The organism is Rhodococcus sp. C3V (assembly GCF_029269915.1).
In the GTDB taxonomy this organism is placed as follows: domain Bacteria; phylum Actinomycetota; class Actinomycetes; order Mycobacteriales; family Mycobacteriaceae; genus Rhodococcus_F; species Rhodococcus_F qingshengii.
Genome location: NZ_JARJBE010000001.1, coordinates 591909 through 611173 on the forward strand (window position 1 = coordinate 591909; position 19265 = coordinate 611173).

General features: G+C 62.1%; 15 protein-coding genes, 3 tRNA genes and 1 riboswitch. Of the genes, 12 read left to right on the forward strand and 6 right to left on the reverse strand.

The window, feature by feature from the left end; all coding sequences use genetic code 11:
- Together P3G66_RS03010 and P3G66_RS03015 are read right to left on the reverse strand one after the other, a co-directional pair.
- Entirely contained in the window at positions 1–1392 is a 1392-nt protein-coding gene (locus P3G66_RS03010) for an MFS transporter (protein WP_030535260.1), read from the reverse strand.
- Positions 1389–1880 carry a MarR family transcriptional regulator gene (locus P3G66_RS03015; RefSeq protein ID WP_007733882.1) on the reverse strand — a complete coding sequence of 164 codons (492 nt, stop codon included), beginning with the start codon at positions 1878–1880 and terminating at the stop codon, positions 1389–1391. The genes P3G66_RS03010 and P3G66_RS03015 overlap by 4 nt, the downstream gene beginning before the upstream one ends.
- 405 nt (positions 1881–2285) lie before the next feature.
- On the opposite strand from P3G66_RS03015, the gene P3G66_RS03020 reads away from it, so the two are divergent.
- The 10 genes from P3G66_RS03020 to P3G66_RS03065 all read left to right on the forward strand — a co-directional run bounded on the left by P3G66_RS03020 (position 2286) and on the right by P3G66_RS03065 (position 11912).
- A complete protein-coding gene (locus P3G66_RS03020) occupies positions 2286–2939 on the forward strand; it encodes a TetR family transcriptional regulator (protein WP_276116154.1) in 654 nt (217 codons plus the stop codon).
- 112 nt (positions 2940–3051) lie between these two features.
- A tRNA-Glu gene (locus P3G66_RS03025) sits at positions 3052–3124 on the forward strand.
- A gap of 135 nt (positions 3125–3259) precedes the next feature.
- Positions 3260–3333: transfer RNA gene (locus P3G66_RS03030), tRNA-Asp, on the forward strand.
- 70 nt (positions 3334–3403) lie between these two features.
- Positions 3404–3480, forward strand: a tRNA-Phe gene (locus P3G66_RS03035).
- 241 nt (positions 3481–3721) lie between these two features.
- Entirely contained in the window at positions 3722–5350 is a 1629-nt protein-coding gene (locus P3G66_RS03040) for an ABC transporter substrate-binding protein (RefSeq protein WP_276116155.1), read from the forward strand.
- Between the two features lie 179 nt (positions 5351–5529).
- Positions 5530–5625: riboswitch (SAM riboswitch) on the forward strand.
- Between the two features lie 4 nt (positions 5626–5629).
- The gene (locus P3G66_RS03045; protein WP_042451366.1) at positions 5630–6709 is read left to right on the forward strand and encodes an LLM class flavin-dependent oxidoreductase; all 1080 of its coding nucleotides are present in this window, start codon (positions 5630–5632) and stop codon (positions 6707–6709) included.
- 29 nt (positions 6710–6738) lie between these two features.
- Positions 6739–8133 carry an NtaA/DmoA family FMN-dependent monooxygenase gene (locus tag P3G66_RS03050; RefSeq protein WP_276116156.1) on the forward strand — a complete coding sequence of 465 codons (1395 nt, stop codon included), beginning with the start codon at positions 6739–6741 and terminating at the stop codon, positions 8131–8133.
- A 69-nt stretch (positions 8134–8202) separates the two neighbouring features.
- Positions 8203–9564: an MFS transporter gene (locus P3G66_RS03055; protein WP_192712357.1), complete on the forward strand. Its 1362-nt coding sequence runs from the start codon at positions 8203–8205 to the stop codon at positions 9562–9564.
- A 224-nt stretch (positions 9565–9788) separates the two neighbouring features.
- Positions 9789–11165 (forward strand): putative lipid II flippase FtsW, encoded by a 1377-nt coding sequence (gene ftsW, locus P3G66_RS03060; RefSeq protein WP_064687643.1) that lies wholly within the window; start codon positions 9789–9791, stop codon positions 11163–11165.
- Between the two features lie 114 nt (positions 11166–11279).
- Positions 11280–11912 carry a TetR family transcriptional regulator gene (locus P3G66_RS03065; protein WP_007733896.1) on the forward strand — a complete coding sequence of 211 codons (633 nt, stop codon included), beginning with the start codon at positions 11280–11282 and terminating at the stop codon, positions 11910–11912.
- Positions 11913–11915: 3 nt separating this feature from the next.
- On the opposite strand, the gene P3G66_RS03070 is transcribed toward P3G66_RS03065, so the two are convergent.
- Entirely contained in the window at positions 11916–12674 is a 759-nt protein-coding gene (locus P3G66_RS03070; RefSeq protein WP_030535265.1) for an SDR family oxidoreductase, read from the reverse strand.
- A 131-nt stretch (positions 12675–12805) separates the two neighbouring features.
- Between P3G66_RS03070 and P3G66_RS03075 the strand changes: the two genes are divergently transcribed.
- Complete coding sequence (locus tag P3G66_RS03075; protein ID WP_007733901.1) at positions 12806–13546, forward strand: VIT family protein; 741 nt, start codon at positions 12806–12808, stop codon at positions 13544–13546.
- Between the two features lie 53 nt (positions 13547–13599).
- On the opposite strand, the gene P3G66_RS03080 is transcribed toward P3G66_RS03075, so the two are convergent.
- The 3 genes from P3G66_RS03080 to P3G66_RS03090 form a co-directional block, all read right to left on the reverse strand.
- A complete protein-coding gene (locus P3G66_RS03080) occupies positions 13600–14490 on the reverse strand; it encodes a universal stress protein (protein WP_003939884.1) in 891 nt (296 codons plus the stop codon).
- Between the two features lie 49 nt (positions 14491–14539).
- Positions 14540–16075, reverse strand: a complete 1536-nt coding sequence (locus tag P3G66_RS03085) for a CYTH and CHAD domain-containing protein (protein WP_007733905.1) — start codon at positions 16073–16075, stop codon at positions 14540–14542.
- Positions 16076–16150: 75 nt separating this feature from the next.
- On the reverse strand, positions 16151–17074 hold the full coding sequence (locus P3G66_RS03090; RefSeq protein WP_193594984.1) for a pseudouridine synthase: 924 nt from the start codon (positions 17072–17074) through the stop codon (positions 16151–16153).
- 140 nt (positions 17075–17214) lie between these two features.
- Here P3G66_RS03090 and P3G66_RS03095 point away from each other — a divergent pair, with 140 nt between their 5' ends.
- Positions 17215–19242 carry a CocE/NonD family hydrolase gene (locus P3G66_RS03095; RefSeq protein WP_039973373.1) on the forward strand — a complete coding sequence of 676 codons (2028 nt, stop codon included), beginning with the start codon at positions 17215–17217 and terminating at the stop codon, positions 19240–19242.
- The last annotated feature ends 23 nt before the right edge of the window (positions 19243–19265 follow it).

Below are 19265 nucleotides of genomic sequence, written 5' to 3' on the forward strand. Positions count from 1 at the left end.
CTAACGGGACCGCAGAGTCCGTGAAAACACCACCCCCACCAGAAGGGCAATTCCGATGACGGCGATGGTCCCGCCAGTGCGATGCAGACCCGCGTCGTCGATGGTTCCGCGCATGGTCAACTCGATGACGACGGCCGCAAGGTTGGCGCCGATGTACTGGATTGTTCGGTACAGACCGATCGCAGTTCCGACGTCGGCGGAGGTGGTCACCGAGTTGATCAGGTTCTGGTTTCCCATGTTGTTGAAGCCGTTGGGAATGCCCAGGATCGCCGCAATCAGCAGGAGTGCCACAAGGGGAGTCGAACTCGATTCGACAAAGGCGATCAGAATCCCGCCGACAGCCAACGCGGCGGTGCCGATCAGGAGGGTGATCCGTGCGCCGAATTTCCCGTACACCCTGGACGCGGACATGGTCGCGAAGATCCCGACCGCAGCGACGGGCAGCATGAAGAGCCCGGCGCTGATCGGTGACATTCCGCGGGCTACCTGTAGCCACTGGGGGAGTCCGAAGAAGATGCAGTAGAACGCTGTGTAAGTCAGCAGGGTCCGGCCGAGAGTCATGCTCAGTGCGCGGTTTCGGACGACGGCGCGGACGTCGATGAACGCCGAGGCCGTTCGACGTTCCCACCAGACGAACAGGAACGCGAAGAGGGCCGTCGACGGGACGAGGTACCACTTCGCGTGCTCGGCGAGAGAGAGGAGAAAGAGCATCGTCGATGTCGTCAGAGCCAGAAACAGGGTGATACCGAGTGGGTCGAGAGACTTGAACAACGCAGCGGCGCCGGCCCGGTCGGGCAGGGCGGAGTCGCTAGGGGCGGCGAAGAAGACCCATACGGCAGTGACGACGACAAGTGGGAGGTTCACCCACATGATCGATTGCCAACCGAGTGTGCCGACCAACAACCCGCCGAGAGTGGGCCCCAGCGCGACGACCGATTGAGCGCAAATGGTGAGTGTTGCTATAGCTGAACGGGTTTGAGTCCGGTGGCGGTCAGCGTATTCGCGGATGACGGTCATTGCGTTCGGATACTGTGTCGCCGTGCCGATTCCGAGCAGGATTCGTGCGGCGATCAGCCAGCCCAGCGACGGGGCGAGCGAGCCGAGGATCGATCCGGCAGCGATCAGGCCCAATCCGGCGAGGTAGACGCGTTTGGCGCCGAGGATCGATCCGAGTCGACCAGCCGCCGGCGCCGTGACCGCAGTCGCGATGTAGAGGGCCGAGATGACCCACGCTGTGCCTGAACTGGAACCGAAGTATGTGGCGATCGGGACGATTGCCACGGCAATCATCGACGAGTTCAGCGCTTGAAGAACGGTTCCGGAGCCGAGAGCAAGACTCAGTTTCAGTGGAACGGGAGTTTGGGGGGTCGGCGTTTCGACGACGGTGGTCACGAGTTCATCAGTGACTCCTCTGATATCGATGTCGATGCTGGGGACTCGCCCTGGCCTAGTCTGCGCAGGATTCGGCCGGCGATCAGAAGCAAGTCACGCTCGGCTTCGGTGCACTCGGCGTCGATGACCTCGGCCAGCCACTCTGTTCGTTTCGTTCGGTCTTCGTGAAGGGTCGATGTGCCGAGTTCGGTCATCGTGACCAAGACCGCGCGGCCGTCCGATGGATCCGCCCTTCGCGTCACCATGCCCTGTTCTTCGAGCGCGGCCACGGTCTTTGCGATTGATTGCGGTGTGACGCGCTCGAATTTTGCCAACTCTTTGGCGGTCGACGGACCTTGTCGGTCGAGGTGGCCGAGGGCCTGGATCTGGCTCGGCGTGAGCTTGTGGTCGTTGCGTTTGGTGCGTAGACGTCGGACGAAGGCACCCAGATCGTCCCAAAGTACGTCGATCTCGTCTCGAGCCTTGCTGCGACCCTCTCCAACGTTCATTTAGACAGTCTAACTGTGTTATTTCGATGCTGCCAGCACGGTTTCGACGGAAAAGGGGGAATAAACAATTGCACTAGTTGTTTAAAACCTTGGGACTGCTGTCCATCGGTCGGCGAAGCAGTTCCGTCTGCGAGGTCGAATTATCAGAATCTCGGGCACGAAAAAGCTCGGATGCGCACCCCCTGCGGCGCACCCGAGCGGCCAAAACCATACCACTTGGTGTCTTTTGGGCATAAAGTCGGTTCTTGTCCCCTGAACAGCCGATTGCGTCTAGTACTTTTGGCGGGTATGGCTCTAGTCCTTACGTAGGGTGTGTTGGAGGGGATATTGTGAAGTTTCGGGGGATGACAGGCGCCGATCACGGCGGCTCTGCGTACCAACTCTGCGAGAGGCACAACACCGTAAATGGCACGTCAACAAGAGCGTGCGCGGCGTACCCGCGCCGCCCTGGTCGAAGCGGCTGCAGTCGAATTCGCCAAGCGCGGCTATGCAGCTGCGTCGGTGAACACGATCCTCGAGGGCTCCCGCGCCACCAAAGGCGCCATGTATTTCCATTTCCAGTCCAAGGAAGAGTTGGCGCGAGCGGTTCTGACCTCGGCTATCGAAACCTTCACTGGAATTACTGATCGTTGGGCCAAGAGAACAGACCTCGATCCATTCGTCGCTTTGCGCGGTCTCGTGCTCGACATTGCCGAGGTCTTCCGTGCCGAGGTGATCGTGCAGGCGGAATTCCGGCTGATCATCGAGCCCGAGTTCTACAAGGATGTGCAGTCCGGTGGTGGGCAGGTCTGGGGAAAGACCGCCTATGAGTTGGCATTGCGTGCCAAGGACGACGGTTTGCTCCGAGAAGACGCCGACCCGGACAAATTCACGCGTGTACTGGCAGCGAGCCTTGCCGGCCAGCGGTACATGGCAGACCTGATTGCCTCCAGTGGAGATCTGGGCGAGTGGTTCGAGGAGTCTCTCGAAGTAGTCCTCGAAGCCATGGCTACGCCGCAGTGGTTGGAGACGTTCCATCGTGACGGGTGGCCCCAAGTCGAGTTCCCTGGCACTGAATAGTGCACTTTTCTGCCCGTGAACAGGCGATTTGTGATTTCCGAATGCCGTGCCATAAGCTATCCAAGCTCCCAACGGAACGCCGTTGGGGTACTAGTTCGGAGAGATCCGGCGGGCCCCCTTCGTCTAGCGGCCTAGGACGCCGCCCTTTCAAGGCGGTAGCGCGGGTTCGAATCCCGTAGGGGGTACGTTTTGCGAAAGCGAAACGATGCAGTATGGTTTGACCCGCACGACACGCTTTGAGATGCACAAATGCCAGGCCAGGACAGTGGTTTGGGAGCGGCTCGAAGATGTAGTACGGTTTCACAGCAAGGAAAAAGCAAGGCCCTGTGGCGCAGTTGGTTAGCGCGCCGCCCTGTCACGGCGGAGGTCGCGGGTTCGAGTCCCGTCAGGGTCGCAAAGCTTTGTTCTCAATCAATCGGTTGAGAACAAAGCAATGCGATAGGCATTCGGTTCGGGTGCCGTCCGGCCAGGTAGCTCAGTTGGTACGAGCGTCCGCCTGAAAAGCGGAAGGTCGCCGGTTCGATCCCGGCCCTGGCCACCATAATTCTTATCGACAAGCTCCAATCTCATGTTCTTCGAACATAAGGTTGGAGCTTTTTCGTATTCGGATGTCAGTCGCCGTCAACCACTCGGCCCGATCATCTCAGTTATGCGCATCCTTTGTCTCCGTGGATGTTTCCGGTCACCGGGAACGTGCTGGGCGTCACTCCACAGAGGACATCACTATTAGCCGATTGCGGCCGATCCGTGGCTGCGTCTACTGAAAGTGAGGTGGAATCTCCGTGTCGCACTCGAGATCTTGGCGCATCGGGAAAGTCAGCCGGGTCGCCGTCGCATTGTTCGGCACCGGGGTTCTGTTGGTGGGCTGCGCGAGCAACGGTGACGACAGCGGGACCGATACGACGACCGCGTCGGCGGACGTCGTGACCGGCATGGTCAACGAGCAGCCTGATCCGGGAACTGCGGTGGCCGGCGGGACCATGACGTACGGCGTACAGGTGCTCGTTCCCTCACTCGACCCGACGAAGACGGCCGCGCGCGGCGGTTCCGGCGGTGAGGCCTTCGCTGCTGTGTACGACGTCCTGATGAGTTACGACACTGCGAGCGGCGAGTTCGAGCCCAAGTTGGCTGAATCGCTCGAGACAGCTGACGACGGAGCCACCTGGACGCTGAAACTTCGCGACGGTGTGAAGTTCAGTGACGGCACCACCCTCGACGCCAACGCCGTGATCGCGAGCATCGATCGGTACAACGCGGGCAAGGGCAATGGCGCCGAACTGTGGCTGGCTTCGGTGGAATCGGCGCAGGCAAGCGGTCCGACGACGGTGGAATTCAAGCTGAAGACGCCGTGGATGCGTTTTCCGTCGATGCTCGCTCTCGGGCACGGGATGATCGTCGCCCCGAGTTCGCAGCAGGGCGACAAGTTCACCGCCATCGGAGCCGGACCCTTCACCGAAGATGTCTTCACACCGAGCGTCGAGCGAATCTTCAAGGCCAACCCGTCCTACTACGGCGGCGCCCCCAAGCTGGACAAGTTGCGGATGGTTGCGCTCAACGGTCCGCAGGCCAATCTCGAATCATTGAACAGCGGTCAGCTCGATGTCGCCTACATTCGCGGCCTCACGTCGGCGATCAATTCCGCCAAGTCCGCTGGCTACCCCGGCTACATCGACGTGCTCAATGCCGGTAGTGCCGAGATTGTCAACAACCGTGAGGGCCGACCGGGCTCGGATGTTCGCGTCCGTCAGGCTATCGGCTACGCGCTCGACACCACGTTGATCGATCAGCGAGTGGAAAACGGTGAGGGACTGCCGGGCTCGGAGTTGTTCGGTCCGACGTCTCAATGGCATGTAGACACACCGGGTATTGCCTACGACCCCGAAAAGTCGAAGGAACTTCTGAATCAGGCGAAGGCAGACGGGTACGACGGCAGCCTCGACTACGTCGTTCTCAGTGAGCCGAAGGACCACGCGATCGGCCTCGCCGTGCAGTCACTGTTGCAGGCCGTCGGGTTCGAGGTGAACTTGATCTTGGCCAACAACGCCGGCGACATCGTGCAGAACGTCTACGTCAAGCACGATTTCGACCTCGCGCACGCGGGCATCGGAATGTACGAGTCGATTCTCGATCTCGGATTGTTCTCCACGACCAACAGCACCTCGATGGCGAATACTGCTGGATATGCGAACCCGGCGATGGATCAGCTGATCGCAGATCTACAACAGGCCAAGGACAATTCGTCGACCCTGGCGATCATCGGCAAAATTCAGACGCTGTGGAACGAGACGGTTCCGTCGGCGCCGATCGGCGGGCTCACGTCGTTCTGGGCTTGGCAGAAGAACGTGCACGGTGTGGTTCCGACTGCAACCGGCATCATGCTGTTCGATCAGGCATGGATGGGCGCGAAGTAGCGTTCCAGCGCACACCGAGAGCTCCGTCCGACGCGAGTCGGGCGGGGCTCTTTCGTGTCTACGTCGGCTAGCGTTGCGCAACCCTTTCGATCAGGATGATTGTATTGAAATATGTTGTAGGTCAATATGATTCGACAAGCGTGATTTGACTTGCCCAGCGTGGCCCGCATAGATTGCATCCACCATCCAGAGTGGCTGAGAGACCTGGCTCGATGATGCCGCAGCAACCCGCTACCTAACCGCAGTGTGGGTGCTACCGCCAGGACCGATGGAGGACACATGACTGTATTTGCCGTGGGTATCGAACTGGACGGCGAGGGCACTCACCCCGCTGCCTGGCGCCGAAGCTCACACCGCCCGGACCAGCTGCTCACGGGCAAAGCCGTGCGCGATCGCGTCGCGGCTGCCGAGAATGCCGGCTTCATGTTCGCGACGTTCGACGATTCCATCCTCCCACCGAGTGGTGACGTCGTCGGCCGCATCGATGCCGTCTCGAGGGCGTCGTACGTGGCGGCGACAACCAGCACGATCGGGCTGGTCCCCGTCGTCGGGACCACGTACGCCGAACCGTTTCATACGTCCTCGCAATTGGCGACGTTGGACTACTCCTCGCGTGGGCGTGGCGGCTGGCTTGCTGTTCCGGTCGAAGACGATGCCGCGGCGAGGGCGTGGGGGAGGGCTCCGGTAACAACGGAGTCGGCGCGTCAGCAAGAGCAGCGGGATTCGGTCACCGTTGTGACCGATCTCTGGGACTCGTGGGAGGACGACGCCGTCGTTCGTGACTATCTCAGTGGGCGTTTCCTCGAACGTGATCGTCTGCATTACGTCAATTTCGAGGGCGACACGTTCTCGGTGAAGGGGCCGGCAATCGTTCCGCGGCCGCCTCAAGGCCAGTTGGTGGTGTTCGGCCGCTACGGCGAAATCGATCCACGCCAGTCGGATGTTGTTCTCGTTTCGGGTGATTCGGTGGAGACCATTGCACAGTCGGCTGCCAAGGCGCGCGATGAGGGCGCGTCATTGGTGGTCGCCGAGGTCGATGTGGCATTCGATACGCCGAATCTGTCTGCGGCGCAGCGGAGGACCGAGCTGAACTCGTACGGGAATGCCGTCGTCACCGGCCGACTGCTCCTGGCTGCAGATCCGGGGGAAGCGGCCGTGGTTCTGAAGGAATTGGCCGGACACCTCGACGGTGTTCATTTCCATGCTCTCGTGATCGACGAGGACCTTCCGGTGCTGGCCAAATTCGTGCTTCCGACGCTGTCCAAGGCCGGGTTGACGCGACGCCCGGTTCCGGGATCGACTCTGAGGGGCAACCTCGGCCTGCAGCGGCCCTCAAATCGATTCGCCCACTCCTCCTGACTTGACTTCGCGCTAAGGATATTTCGGCCATGACTGCATCACGCTCCGCCGTACCTCGACCCGACGCACACGTTCACTTCGGCGTCTTCTTCCAAGGGGTCAACCACACCACCATCTGGTCCGATTCCTCGAGCGGATCCCAGATCGACTTCGAGACGTTTCGGCGGTTGGTACTCACCGCCGAGCGAGGTCTGTTCGACGCCTTCTTCCTCGGTGAGGGCCTTCGTCTTCGCGAGCAGAACGGCAAGATTCTCGATCTGGATATCGCCGGCCGCCCCGACGCCATTGCGCAGTTGGCCGCCCTCGCCGGTATCACCGACAAGATCGGGCTGGTCGCGACACAGAACACCACGTACAACGAACCGGCCGACCTCGCCCGTCGACTCTCCGGCCTCGATCTACTTTCCGACGGACGGGCCGGCTGGAATGCGGTGACCACCGACAACGGGTGGACGGGAGAGAATTTCCGTCGCGGTGGTTTCCTCGACCACGCCCTGCGTTACGAGCGTGCCGGGCAGTTCATCGAAACTGCACGGGCACTGTGGGATTCGTGGGCCGACGACGCGATCTCGGATTCTCGCACGTCCGAGAACTGGTCTACTCCGGGTGCCGTCGGCGACGTGCGCAGGCAGACTTCACAGTTCGACATCTCCGTGACGCCGACGCTTCCCCGAAGCCGCCAGGGGCATCCGGTCATCTTCCAAGCGGGTGATTCCCCGAGTGGACGCGATTTCGCGGCGACCCATGCCGACGTCATCTTCTCGCGACACGGGACTCATTTCGACGGCGCGCTCGACTTCGCCGACGACATTCGGGCTCGGTTGCGTAAAGCCGGGCGACCGGAGGACGACGTCAAGATCTTGCCCAGCACGCAGATCGTGTTGGCGGAGAACGAGTCCGAAGTCGAGGAGAAGGCACGGTGGGTCCTCGAAGGCCAGTTCACCGGTCAGACTGCCCTCTCTCTCGTCGGACTGGTGTGGGGTAAGGACCTTTCCGATCGAGACCCCGACGGTCCACTCCCCGAGGAAGATCCGGTTGCCCGCCCGGTTTCGGAGACGCGCGGTTCCGCGCGGGACGGCAACGACCCCATTGCGATCGCACGTGAATGGCGTGCTCTTGCCGAGGCAAAGAATCTGTCCCTACGTCAGGTCGCTATCGAGACCTCGCAGCGTTCGGGTTTTGCGGGCACTCCGGGGCAGGTCGCAGATCAGTTGGTCCATTGGGTGCGCAACGGAGCTTCGGACGGCTTCAACATCTCGCCGTACCTGGTGCCGACCGGGCTCGACGAGATCGTCGACTGGTTGATCCCGGAACTGCAGGAGCGTGGGGCGTACCGCACCGAGTACTCCACGTCGACGCTGCGAGAGCACTTGGGGTTGCGACCGCCGCTCACGCGTCGGGCCGCGTCTGAAGCTGCGGGGTAACGGGTCCTGTCCCACACGGTCACAGCGGCGGCCGAATCCACCAAGCTCGATTCGGCCGTCCGCTGGGAGATCATCGTCTGCGTAGCCGCGGGCTTCACCACTCTTCTCGATTCGGCGGTGCTCGGAATCGGGGTTCCGTCGATCCGGGCGTCGCTGGGCGCGTCGACCTCCGAGGTGCAGTGGATCCTTGCGAGCTATTCGCTGACTTTCGGCTTGGCCCTTGTGCCGGCGGGCCGACTCGGTGACGTCGTCGGGCGTCGACGCTTGTTCTTGGCGGGGCTGAGCATTTTCGCTGTGATGGGAATCCTCGGGGCATGTGCGTCGGATCCGTCGATGATCGTGTTGGCTCGTCTTGGGCAAGGGATCGGCGCAGGCACCATCAGTTCGCAGGTGCTCGGCATCATCACCGACCGGGTGTCCGGAAAGGCTCGGGCGAAGGCGTTAGGCGCGTACAGCACCGCGGGTGGTCTGGCCGGCGTTTCCGGACCGATCCTCGGTGGCGTTCTGCTGAAGTATTCCGACGCCGACTTCGGATGGCGGTTGCTTCTCGTTCTCAACGTGCCGTTTGCTCTGATCACACTGATTCTGGCGTTTCGCTTTCTGCGCCGTGATCGAACTACCCGATCGGGCGCATCGATCGATCCGGTTGGGCTGTGTCTGCTGGCGACTACGACCGGGCTCCTGTTGTGGCCCATCGTGACCCGAACCAGTGTCACTGTGGCTGCGGCTTTCCTGATCGGTGCGTTCGGCGCTGCCGTTGCCTTCTGGTTCTGGGAACGTCGGTACGCCGAGCGCGGCGGGACGCCGGTACTGCTTCCGTCGTTGATCGCCTCGAGGGGCTTCCGGTTGGGTACGACGGTTGCACTCTTCTGGTTCGGATCCATCCTCGCCGTCAACGCGGTGCTCAGCCTCTATCTGATCGAGGGTTTGGGCTTCGCCCCGCTGAGTGCGGCGTTGATCATGACCGGTAGCTCACTCGCGATGGCATTGACGTCGGCTTTCGGATGGCGGCTGGTTGCCAGGTTCGGCCGAAGTGCGGTGGTTTTTGCCATCGTCGGCGAGATCCTTGTCATCCTCGGCTACATCGCAGCGGTCAATCTGATTCCTCGGGAACATCTGATCCCGGTGCTGGTGGTCCTGGCGGTGTTGTCGGGAGTTGCCAGCGGTTTGGTCGACGCGCCCAATCGGGTGCTGACTCTCGAATATGCACCGCCGGGCGCGAACGGTGTTGCGGCGGGTTTCCTTCAACTGTCTCAGCGCCTGTCAGCGACCATCTCGCTGGCCGCGGTATCGGGGTTGTATCTCGGTGTACTCGGATGCTCGCCCGACGGATATGGACGTGCGTTCGGGATCGCGCTTGCCGTCTGCGTGGTCATGTTGACGCTCTCGTTGGCGGGGGCGGTGGCAGACCGACGCCGGCGAAGGACGTGACCTGGTATTTCGTGGGTCTACATGGACCTCGGGAGGCCGAGCCCGTGTGACTCATGGGACTTGTGTTACCCATGGGTTAGGAGTCGTGGGACGATACTTGTGTGGTGACCGGTCGCAGTGAAGACAAGCCCAACGGTCGCGGGAGTGGAGAGCCAGTTAACTCACCCCGTGGATCGTCGGACAAACGTGACCGCACATCGACACCCTTCCGCGCTCGAACGGCGATGTGGACCAATCGGCCTCTGTTCGATTTCCATATGATCGTCGGTCTGGTCGTGCTGATCGTCGCGTTCGGACTGCTGATGGTGCTGTCGTCTTCGGGCGTCGAATCCTATGTGTTGTCCGGGACGTCCTATGCCAGATTCTGGCCCCAGTGCATGTTCGCGGCGATCGGCTTGGTGATGTTCGTGGCAGTCGTGCGGTTGCCGACCGAAACGATGCGTAGAGCGTCCCCGTGGCTGCTGATCCTGTGTCTTGTTCTGCTTGTCCTGGTGCTGATTCCAGGTATCGGCTCGGAACAAATGGGTGCTCGCAGCTGGTTTGTGATCGCGGGCATTTCCTTCCAGCCGTCGGAGCTGGCCAAACTTGCTCTGGCGATCTGGTCCGCAGCGACGGTTGCGTCGTTCATGAAGGCGCGGATGGACGTCAACCGCGCGCTGCCGGTGATCGGCGGTACGACGTTGCTGGTTCTGGTTCTGGTGGTGTTGGAGAAGGACCTCGGAACCACCATCACCATCGGCATCATCTTCATGTCGGTGCTGTGGTTCGGGCTGTTCCGGATGAAGACATTCATCAGCCTCACACTCGGTTCCGCAGTCGCATTTCTCGTGCTCGGGCTTACGGCTGGTTACCGCTCGGATCGCATCAAGGCTTTCCTCAATCCTGATCTCGACCCGCAGGGTTTGAACTTCCAGAGCACTCAGGCCAAGTACGCACTGGCGAACGGAGGCATCTTCGGTCGCGGTCTAGGACAGTCCGACGCCAAATGGAGCTATCTCCCGCAGGCGCACAACGACTTCATTTTTGCCGTGATCGGTGAAGAGTTGGGTCTGGTCGGCGCGCTGATCGTCGTCGCTCTCTTTGCCGCGGTTCTGATCGTCGGGCTGCGGATCGCGAAACGGTCCACTGATCCGTTCCTCAAAGTCATGACAGCGACGGCAACGACGTTGATCGTCGTGCAGGCGTTCATCAACATCGCCTACGTCGTCGGCCTGATTCCGGTGACCGGTCTGCAACTACCGCTCATCTCGGCGGGCGGAACGTCGATGATCACCACCCTGCTGATGTTCGGGCTCATCGCGCACGCAGCCTTCCGTGAGCCCGAGGCTGTCGCCTCGGCCGAGAGCAGCGGTCGCGGCTGGATACCGCTGGTCTTCGGCAAGCCTCGGTTCGGCATTGCCAAGAAGCCACAGACCGATCGACGGAGGCCGCCAGCTCGCCGCGCCCAGCCTGCTCCAACTGGGCAACGCCGACCGGAACGACGGGCACCACAACCCGACAGACGCCGGACTCCAGCTCCGGGCCGACGCGCACCCTCTCGCGACTGGTCGGAAGATCCACGTAGACGCGGCCGATCCGATCGGCCGCGGCGCGCTTCCTGATCTGGGCCAGTTCCACTGGCGGGCAGTTCGGAAGCGGGCAGTCATGCACCCGACAATTGCGTTGGGCGGCTACATTGGGAGTCGGCAAAACGACGTCTAAAAAGGGTTGTGGACATGGCAGGTGGCGACAAGGCAGACCAGTCGGTGGTCGAACGTAGCTCGGTGACCGGACGTCGTACGACGCCGTCGCAGCGAGCGCGTTTTCGCCGGATTGTCGACGCCGCAATGGAATCCGCCTCCGAAGGCGGCTACGACGCGGTGCAGATGCGATCGGTCGCCGATCGCGCCGGCGTCGCGATCGGCACTGTTTACCGGTATTTCCCGTCCAAGAACCACATGCTCGTCGTCGCATTGTTGTGGATGTTCGAGGGTTTGCGTGACAGATTCCAGGACTTTGTAATCCCGGGCGAGACTCCGTCGGACCGGATTCTGTTTGTGCTGCGCAAGAATACGGAAGTCCTCGAGACCGATCACCTCCGTTACGAAGCGTTGGTTCGGGCGTACATGTTCGCGGACGCGTCGGCGACTCCGGAACTCAACGCGCTCGGTGGGGTCGTGACCGAGATGTTCGCGAAGGCGATCGGTGTCGAGGAGGTCTCGCAGCAGCAGTTGGACGCGGTGAAGGTGATCGACGACGTCTGGATGTCGAGTCTCGTCTCGTGGGTTGCGGGCCGGATGACGACGGACGAGGTGATGGCGCACCTGGAACTTGCCGTGCGACTGGTCTTTCGCAAGTTGGGCGGATAGCGCTCAGACGGTGTAGCCACCGTCGACGTTGAGCTTCTGGCCGCTGATGAATCCGGCCGCGTCGCTTGCGAGGAAACATACTGCTTCGGCGATGTCGGCAGCTGATCCGAAGCGCTTCAACGGGATTCGGCTCATTGTCACGTCGAGCGCGCCCTGGTCGAGTTCGGCGGAGCTGATCAGGCGCTCCGCCATTCCGTCCGTCAACATGCCTGGTCCGACAGCGTTGAACCGGACGCCGTAGCGTCCTTCCTCTGCGGCGAATCCGCGAACAAGTTGTTCGACAGCCCCTTTGGTGCCTGCGGAGAGTCCGTCGCGCACGGGAAAGCGATCCGTTGCCGCGGTTGTCACCGCCACCACCGAACCCGAGGATGCACGCAGCGCAGGCAGGGCGGTGTGGACGAGGGTGAAGAACGCCGCGGCCTCCTGGTTGAGTTGTTCGGTGAAGAACGCCGGCGTCACACGTGAGAGGTGCGTCATCGGGACGTGCGGTCCCGCAGCGTGGACCAGCGTCGTCAATGTGCCCAGATCATCGACCGCATCGTTGACGGCGGCGCTGATCGACAACTCGTCGGTCAAGTCGAGAGCGTACGAGTGGGCGCGCACGCCATGCGCTCGAATCTGCTCGCTCAGTTGCTCGGCAGCGCCCTTGTTGTTTCGGTAGGTGAAGGCGACGTCGTGTCCGCGTTCGGCAAGGGTCAGGGCGATCGCCGACCCGATTCCACCGGTTCCGCCGCTGACAAAAGCGGTGCGTACTGCGCTCACAATGCCTCCAGATGTCTGCCGATTTCAAAACTAACAAATGCTTGGTTGGGGTGCCAATCGGAATATATCAGTGCGCGAAGGACAGGCTCAGATTGCTATCGCAACCGGACTGATCGTCCTAATCTGTTGCCATGTCCGGAGACAGTGTGCAGTTGACCGACGGGGCGCCCGGTGGGGAATCGGAACCTCACGCACCGAGTTTGAACAATCGCCTGAACTGGCTGCGTGCAGGTGTTCTGGGTGCAAACGACGGAATCGTCTCGACCGCAGGCCTCGTGGTCGGTGTTGCGGCAGCCACAACCGAGCGCTCAGCAATCTTCACAGCCGGTTTTGCTGGTCTGGTTGCCGGCGCTGTGTCCATGGCGCTGGGTGAGTACGTCTCGGTCAGCGCTCAGCGAGACACCGAACGCGCACTCCTGCAGAAGGAGAAGAAGGAACTCCTCGAGACCCCGGAGGCTGAACTTCAGGAACTGACCGAGATCTACGAGAACAAGGGATTGAGTCCGGAGACGGCCCGCCGCGTCGCCGAAGAATTAACCGAGCACGACGCTTTCGCGGCGCACGTAGAAGTCGAATTGGGTATCGATCCAGACGATCTCACCAATCCGTGGCATGCAGCGATTTCGTCGGCAATCTCGTTCACGATCGGCGCGGCGATTCCGTTGGTCGCAATTCTGGTGCCGCCGACAGGAATCCGCGTCCCTATCGCATTTTTCGCGGTGCTGATCGCACTTGCGCTGACCGGGACGATCAGCGCGACGCTCGGCGGAGCTCGCAAGACCAGAGCGGTGCTACGCGTGGTGATCGGCGGCGCGCTGGCGATGGCCGTGACGTACGGAGTAGGTCAGTTGGTGGGCACGGGTCTCGCCTGACCCCTGCTGTGCGCCTTTATTAACCGCGGGGGTTAATAAAGGCGCACAGCAATTCAGGCGCGACAGATCATGACCGGCCCTGGCGCATGGTGCAGCAGATTCTGGCTGGTGGAGCCCATCACGGCGCCCGCCATCGCACTGCGGCCGTGACTTCCGACAACTATCAACTGTGCGTCGTCGGCGTATTTGAGCATGACGGGAGCAGCGGCACCGGGTTCACTGATGCGGGTGACCGGCACGTCCGGGTACTGGTCGGCCATACCGGCTAGATTTTCCGCCAGTAGCGCCGATTCCTCCTGCTCGACAGCCTCCCAGTCGATCAGGATTCCCGCTCCGCCTTCGCGGAAGGTGGACGAGCCCTGCCAGGTGTGGACCGCGATGAGCGGCGCGTCGAACTGATCGGCATAACGAAACGCGTACTCGACGGCCTTCTTGCTCAACGCGCTTCCGTCGACTCCGACGATGACGGGACGCTGATCCGGACCGGGGTTCTCCGCCGAACCACGCCACACGGTGACCGGACAGGTTGCATGATTGGCCACCTTCAGTGCGGTCGATCCGAGCAGCCGTGAGCGCAGTGCACCCGATCCGGTCGACCCCATCACGATCAGGCGTGCGGTACCCGAGGATTCGAGGATATGCGTCGACGCCGGCCCTGGCGCGATCTCGGATTCGATGTTCAGCTCCGGGAATTCGGCCGAAATCACCGCGGCGGCGGCATCGACGATCGCTTCGCCGTCTTCGCGGATCTGGCTGAGGAACTGTGACTGCAACATCACTGCAGCGGGACTGTAGATCGGGCCCTCTTGCGGCAGGGCGTGCGCCAGAATCAGTCGTGAGTTCACCGCGTTCGCGACGGAGGCCGCCCACCGGGCGGCCGCCGTCGAGGCCTCGGATCCGTCGATACCGGCGACGACATCCTGGTGTCCTGCAAGTGTGTTCATGTCTACTCCCTCTGAAATGTTCGAGATCGGTCGACTGGTTACAGCGACGTCACCAGAGTGACGATGCTGATTTCACGGCTTCCTTCCACGTCTTGCGTAGCAGGGTCGATTGCCCGTCGGCTATTTCCAGTTCTCGTCGGTAGGCCATGCCCAATCCGAAACTGGTGAGCGAGGTATGCTCCTGCTCGGCTGCCATTGCAAGTAGATGATGTTGGGCGACAACGGAATCCTGGTGCTCGCCGAGAACATCCTGGAAGTGGCTGAAATGCTTCAGTGCACGCTTCGCTCGGCTCTTCGACACGGGTTCCATGACCTCGATCGCGTACTTCATCCGCTTGGCTCCCTTGCGGGCGCGGTGCATTCGCTCGTCACGCTCGGTGCGGCTATCGGCATCGAAGACGTGATCGACCCGCTTACCGACCTTGTGTGCCAGGTGCCGCAGGGTATGGGCCAACTCTCGTGCCGATGCCTTCTTTCCGACGCGGTGGGTGGCGGTGTCGAATTCGAGGTCGCCGACGTACTCGTCGAGGCGATCGAGCAGCGTGGTGTATCGCTCGGAATCGAGCGCCTCGAGGGCTGTTTCCTGGGCGGTTTCACCACGTGCAGAGAAGAACTCGTCGATTCGAGCTCGCACAGCTTCTCGCTCGGGCATCTCGTCGATTTCGCCGAGGCGTTCCACAAGACGCTCCCACTGGACCTCGACGTCGCGGGCGTCACCGAACTTTCCACCGATCCACCGCAGATCCGTGATGAGATCGTCGGTCTTGGGGGAGTGGCCGGCGTACGACTGCAGAGCGCTGCGGATGCGACGTGCCGCAACCCGGAAGTCGTGAACGGCTTCGTCGTCGGCCCGACGCGTGCCGAGATCCGCGGCGACCAGTGCGCGCAATTGTTCGATGAGGTAATTACGCAACAGAATCCGCGGATTCGACGCCTTGCCCGAGGTGACCTCGTGACCGGCGTACGGTGTGACCGACGTGCCCAGTGCTCGTTTGAGTTTGGACGGACTCGCAGAGCGCTCCAGCCCGGCGTCCAGTAGAACCGACTCGATTGCATCGGCCAGCTCTTGCCCGCCTGCGCCTTGTTCGACCTCGACTTCCTGCCACGTGGACTCTCCGGAACCGTCTGCCTTGCAGGCGATGACGGTGTCGGAGACCACTTCGGCAAGCAGCACACCGTTTTCGCCGTTGAGCCTGGTGCGCTCCCGATCGGTGATGATCAGGGCGACCGGCACCAGATCGTGACCGCGAATGATCGCCCGGATCAGACTCGACAGCGGCGAGGGCACATCGGTGCTCTCGTCCGGGGGAAGTTGGATTTCGGTTCGAGTGTCCTGGCCTGCGGGAAGTTTCATGTGCCACCCCGCGTCGTCGCCACCCTCACGCTTGCGCAGCGTGATCTTCTCGGCCAGCAACCGGTAGTCCGCGGTGTCGAAGTAGGTGGCAGAGAGCTGTATCGAGTCGTGGACCGGTTCGCCGACAACACCGGGAAGTCCGCCCAAGGCGGGAACTTCCTGCTCGGCCGGCGCCTCGTACTTGCGCTCGATCTCCCGTACGGCTTCGGGTACGACGGCGGTCTTGCTCATCTGGTCTCCTCTTGCGGTGCGGTCTGCGCTTCCATCCTCCCGGTATCGGAGGCGCAGTGGAAGGGTCCGGGGTCCCTACGGCGAGTCGCCACGGCCTGATTCGTCCGGCCAGGACAGGGTCCGCCGACTTTCGAACCGTTGCAGCCGGCCGGTCTTCGGATCCTCGAACTCGAGAACCTTCGACAGCAGGCGCAGCGGGTTCGAATAATCTTCTGCGGCAACGTCGTAGAAGTCGGGATAGAAGTTGTCGCCGTGGATCGGGAGCCCGAGCGAGGTCATGTGCAGCCGAAGTTGATGGGTCTTGCCGGTATGGGGAGTCAACCGGTACCGCGCGAAGCCGTCTCGCGTTTCGATCAGTTCGATCCGCGACTCGCTGTTGGGTTCGCCCTCGATCTCCGCGGCCTTGAGCACGCCGCGTTCTTTCACGATGCGACTACGCACGACCACGGGGGTGCTCACCTGAGCGTCGTGACGCGCGATGGCCTCGTACTCCTTGGCGACGCGGCGCTCGGCGAACATGGTCTGGTAGTCGCGCCGGGCCGCCTGATGCACGGTGAACAGCAGCAGTCCCGCCGTGACGCGGTCGAGGCGATGAGCTGGACTCAGCTCCGGTAGTTCGAGGTCCCGACGCAATCGGACCAGTGCCGACTCGGCGATGTATCGCCCGCGGGGGGTGCTCGCGAGGAAGTGCGGTTTGTCCACGACCAAGATGTTTTCGTCCCGATAAAGGACGTCGATCTCGAACGGCACCCGCGTTTCGACGGGAGGGTCGCGGTACAGGTAGACGAACCGCCGGGGAGCAAAAGCGCTCGTCTCGGTGATTCCGACACCCTTCTCGTCGACGACCTCCCCGGCTGCGACCTTCTCCCGCAATCGGACGGCGTCCTGGGGGAACCGTTCGAGCAGGTAGTCGAGCGTCGTCGTCCACATGCCGTCGTCGGGCTGACGGATGCGACTGGGGTTCAGGCCGTCGCGGACGGGAAGCGGTGATCGTGACACATCTTCAAAGCTAGCCGTCCGGTCGGCATTCAGACCTATTGACGACATATGGGACGGAAGTTACTATCCGGTAAGTTCGTGACACCGGTCACTGTCGTGGGGGCAGGGCTGGGTCATCACAACAGAAAATTGGGGTTTTCGTGAGGACACGACTTCTACGTCGAAGGTCGACAACGATTGCGGTGGGGCTGTGCGTCGTGGGATTGACGGTGCCGAGCGCCGTCGCTTCTGCGGATCCGACGGGAGGGTCGGACGGGCAGGCCTGGCTCGCGGCAACGGAGGCGACGCCGCAGTATCCGGGGGTCTCCATCGAGTGGGACGTGCCCATCACGATGAGTGACGGCACAGTTCTGCAAGCGAATGTGTACCGACCGGCGGATGCATCCGGGCGGGCCGTGGAATCGAAGACGCCTTCGGTCCTCAACATCACGCCGTACACGAAACTGCTGGACACACTGGTGGATTCAGCTCTGTCGATCCCGCAGGTCGGTGAGACGCTGATGGACGTTGCGAACTCGCTCGACCTCGCGGCGCCGTTCGACGGCGTGTCGGAGTTGACGGGCGTCATCGCCGGCGGAGGCGCCAGGGTTCTCGGCGTCAACCGTGATCTGGTCCAGAACGGATACACGCAGGTAGTGGTCGATGCACGTGGAACCGGCTTCTCCCAAGGTAATTGGGACGTGCTCGGTAAGCGCGAGCAACAGGATTCGGTCGAGGTCATCGACTGGATGAGCAAGCAAGGATGGTCCGACGGGAAAGTAGGGATGGCGGGCATCTCGTACTCCGCGATCAACTCGGTGCAGGCGGCGAGCAACAATCCACCTGCACTGAAGGCGATCTTCCCGGTCGAACCTGGCAACGATCTGCTGCGCGACATCGTCGGAACCGGTGGCGGCCTCGGAGTCGGGTTCATGCCGTTGTGGTTGACCGCGGTCAACGGGCTCAAACTCATCCCGAACGTTCAGGACATCCTGCAAGGAAACTTCGATCCCCTGTGGTTGGCGAGCCGCCTCGAGGATCCGGGAACGCTGATTCCTGAACTGGTGCAAGCGATGACGGCTCAGAGAATCGAGGACGTGTCGCCGTCGACTCTGCAAGTCGCGCAAGACGGGCAGTTCTATCAGGACCGAGCCGCTGACGTCGGCAACATCGCCGTTCCGACGATGGTCTACGGCGGTTGGCACGACATCTTCGCCAACAGTGAGCCGCGGATCTACAACGGAATCGATCTGCCGCCCGGGCAGAAGCAGTTGATCATGGGGAACGGCTATCACGTCACTCCCGGTGGAGGATTCGGCAAGGACGGTGCGCCGCCGCGCCTCGACGTACTCGAACGTGCGTGGTTCGACAAGTGGCTCAAGGGCATCGACAACGGAATCGATCGTTACGGTCCGGTGACGATGTTCCAGCAAGGCGGCGGATGGATCACGGACGATCAGTTCCCGCGAGCCGGTGCGAGCTACGAACGTATGTATCTGAACTCTGCGCCCAGCGGTACTGCCGCCCACGCAGCGTACGACGGTTCGCTGACGAATGACCCGCCCAGTGCCGCAGCGCGATTGACAGTCGCACCAGGACTGCGAGGCTTCTGCTCCGGTGACGGAACTCAGGGAACTGCCGGGATCTCCGTGGTGCTCGGTGCGACGTGTTCCAAGGATTCCCGATTCCAGGAAGCGGAGGGCCTGACGTTCACCGGTGAGGCAGTGACGGAGCCGACCTCACTCTCGGGCCCGATCAACGTCCACCTCGAGACCGTCCTGGACGCGACGGACGGATTCTGGGCAGCGACGGTCAACGACGTAGCACCGGACGGAACATCGACACCGATCACGAACGGCGCTCTGACTGCGTCGCTGCGGGCAGTCGACGATTCGAAGAGCACTCGCTCGGCCAACGGTGACTACAGTGAACCGCACCACTATCTGACGATCGACACGCGTCAGCCGGTGGTTCCCGGTGAGGTCACCACCGTCGACATCAACATGCTCCCGACGGACGCAGTGCTGCAACCGGGGCACCGGCTCCGCGTCGACGTCTACGCTGCCAGCGTGCCGCGATACCTGGCGCTCGGCCCGATGCTCGCCGACAGCCAACTCAAACCGCAGCACATCGAGTTGGCTGCAGACCGGCCGAGCTTCGTCAACGTTCCGTTCGTCGGGGGCCGCTGACTCGGATTGGATCGGCGGCGTGA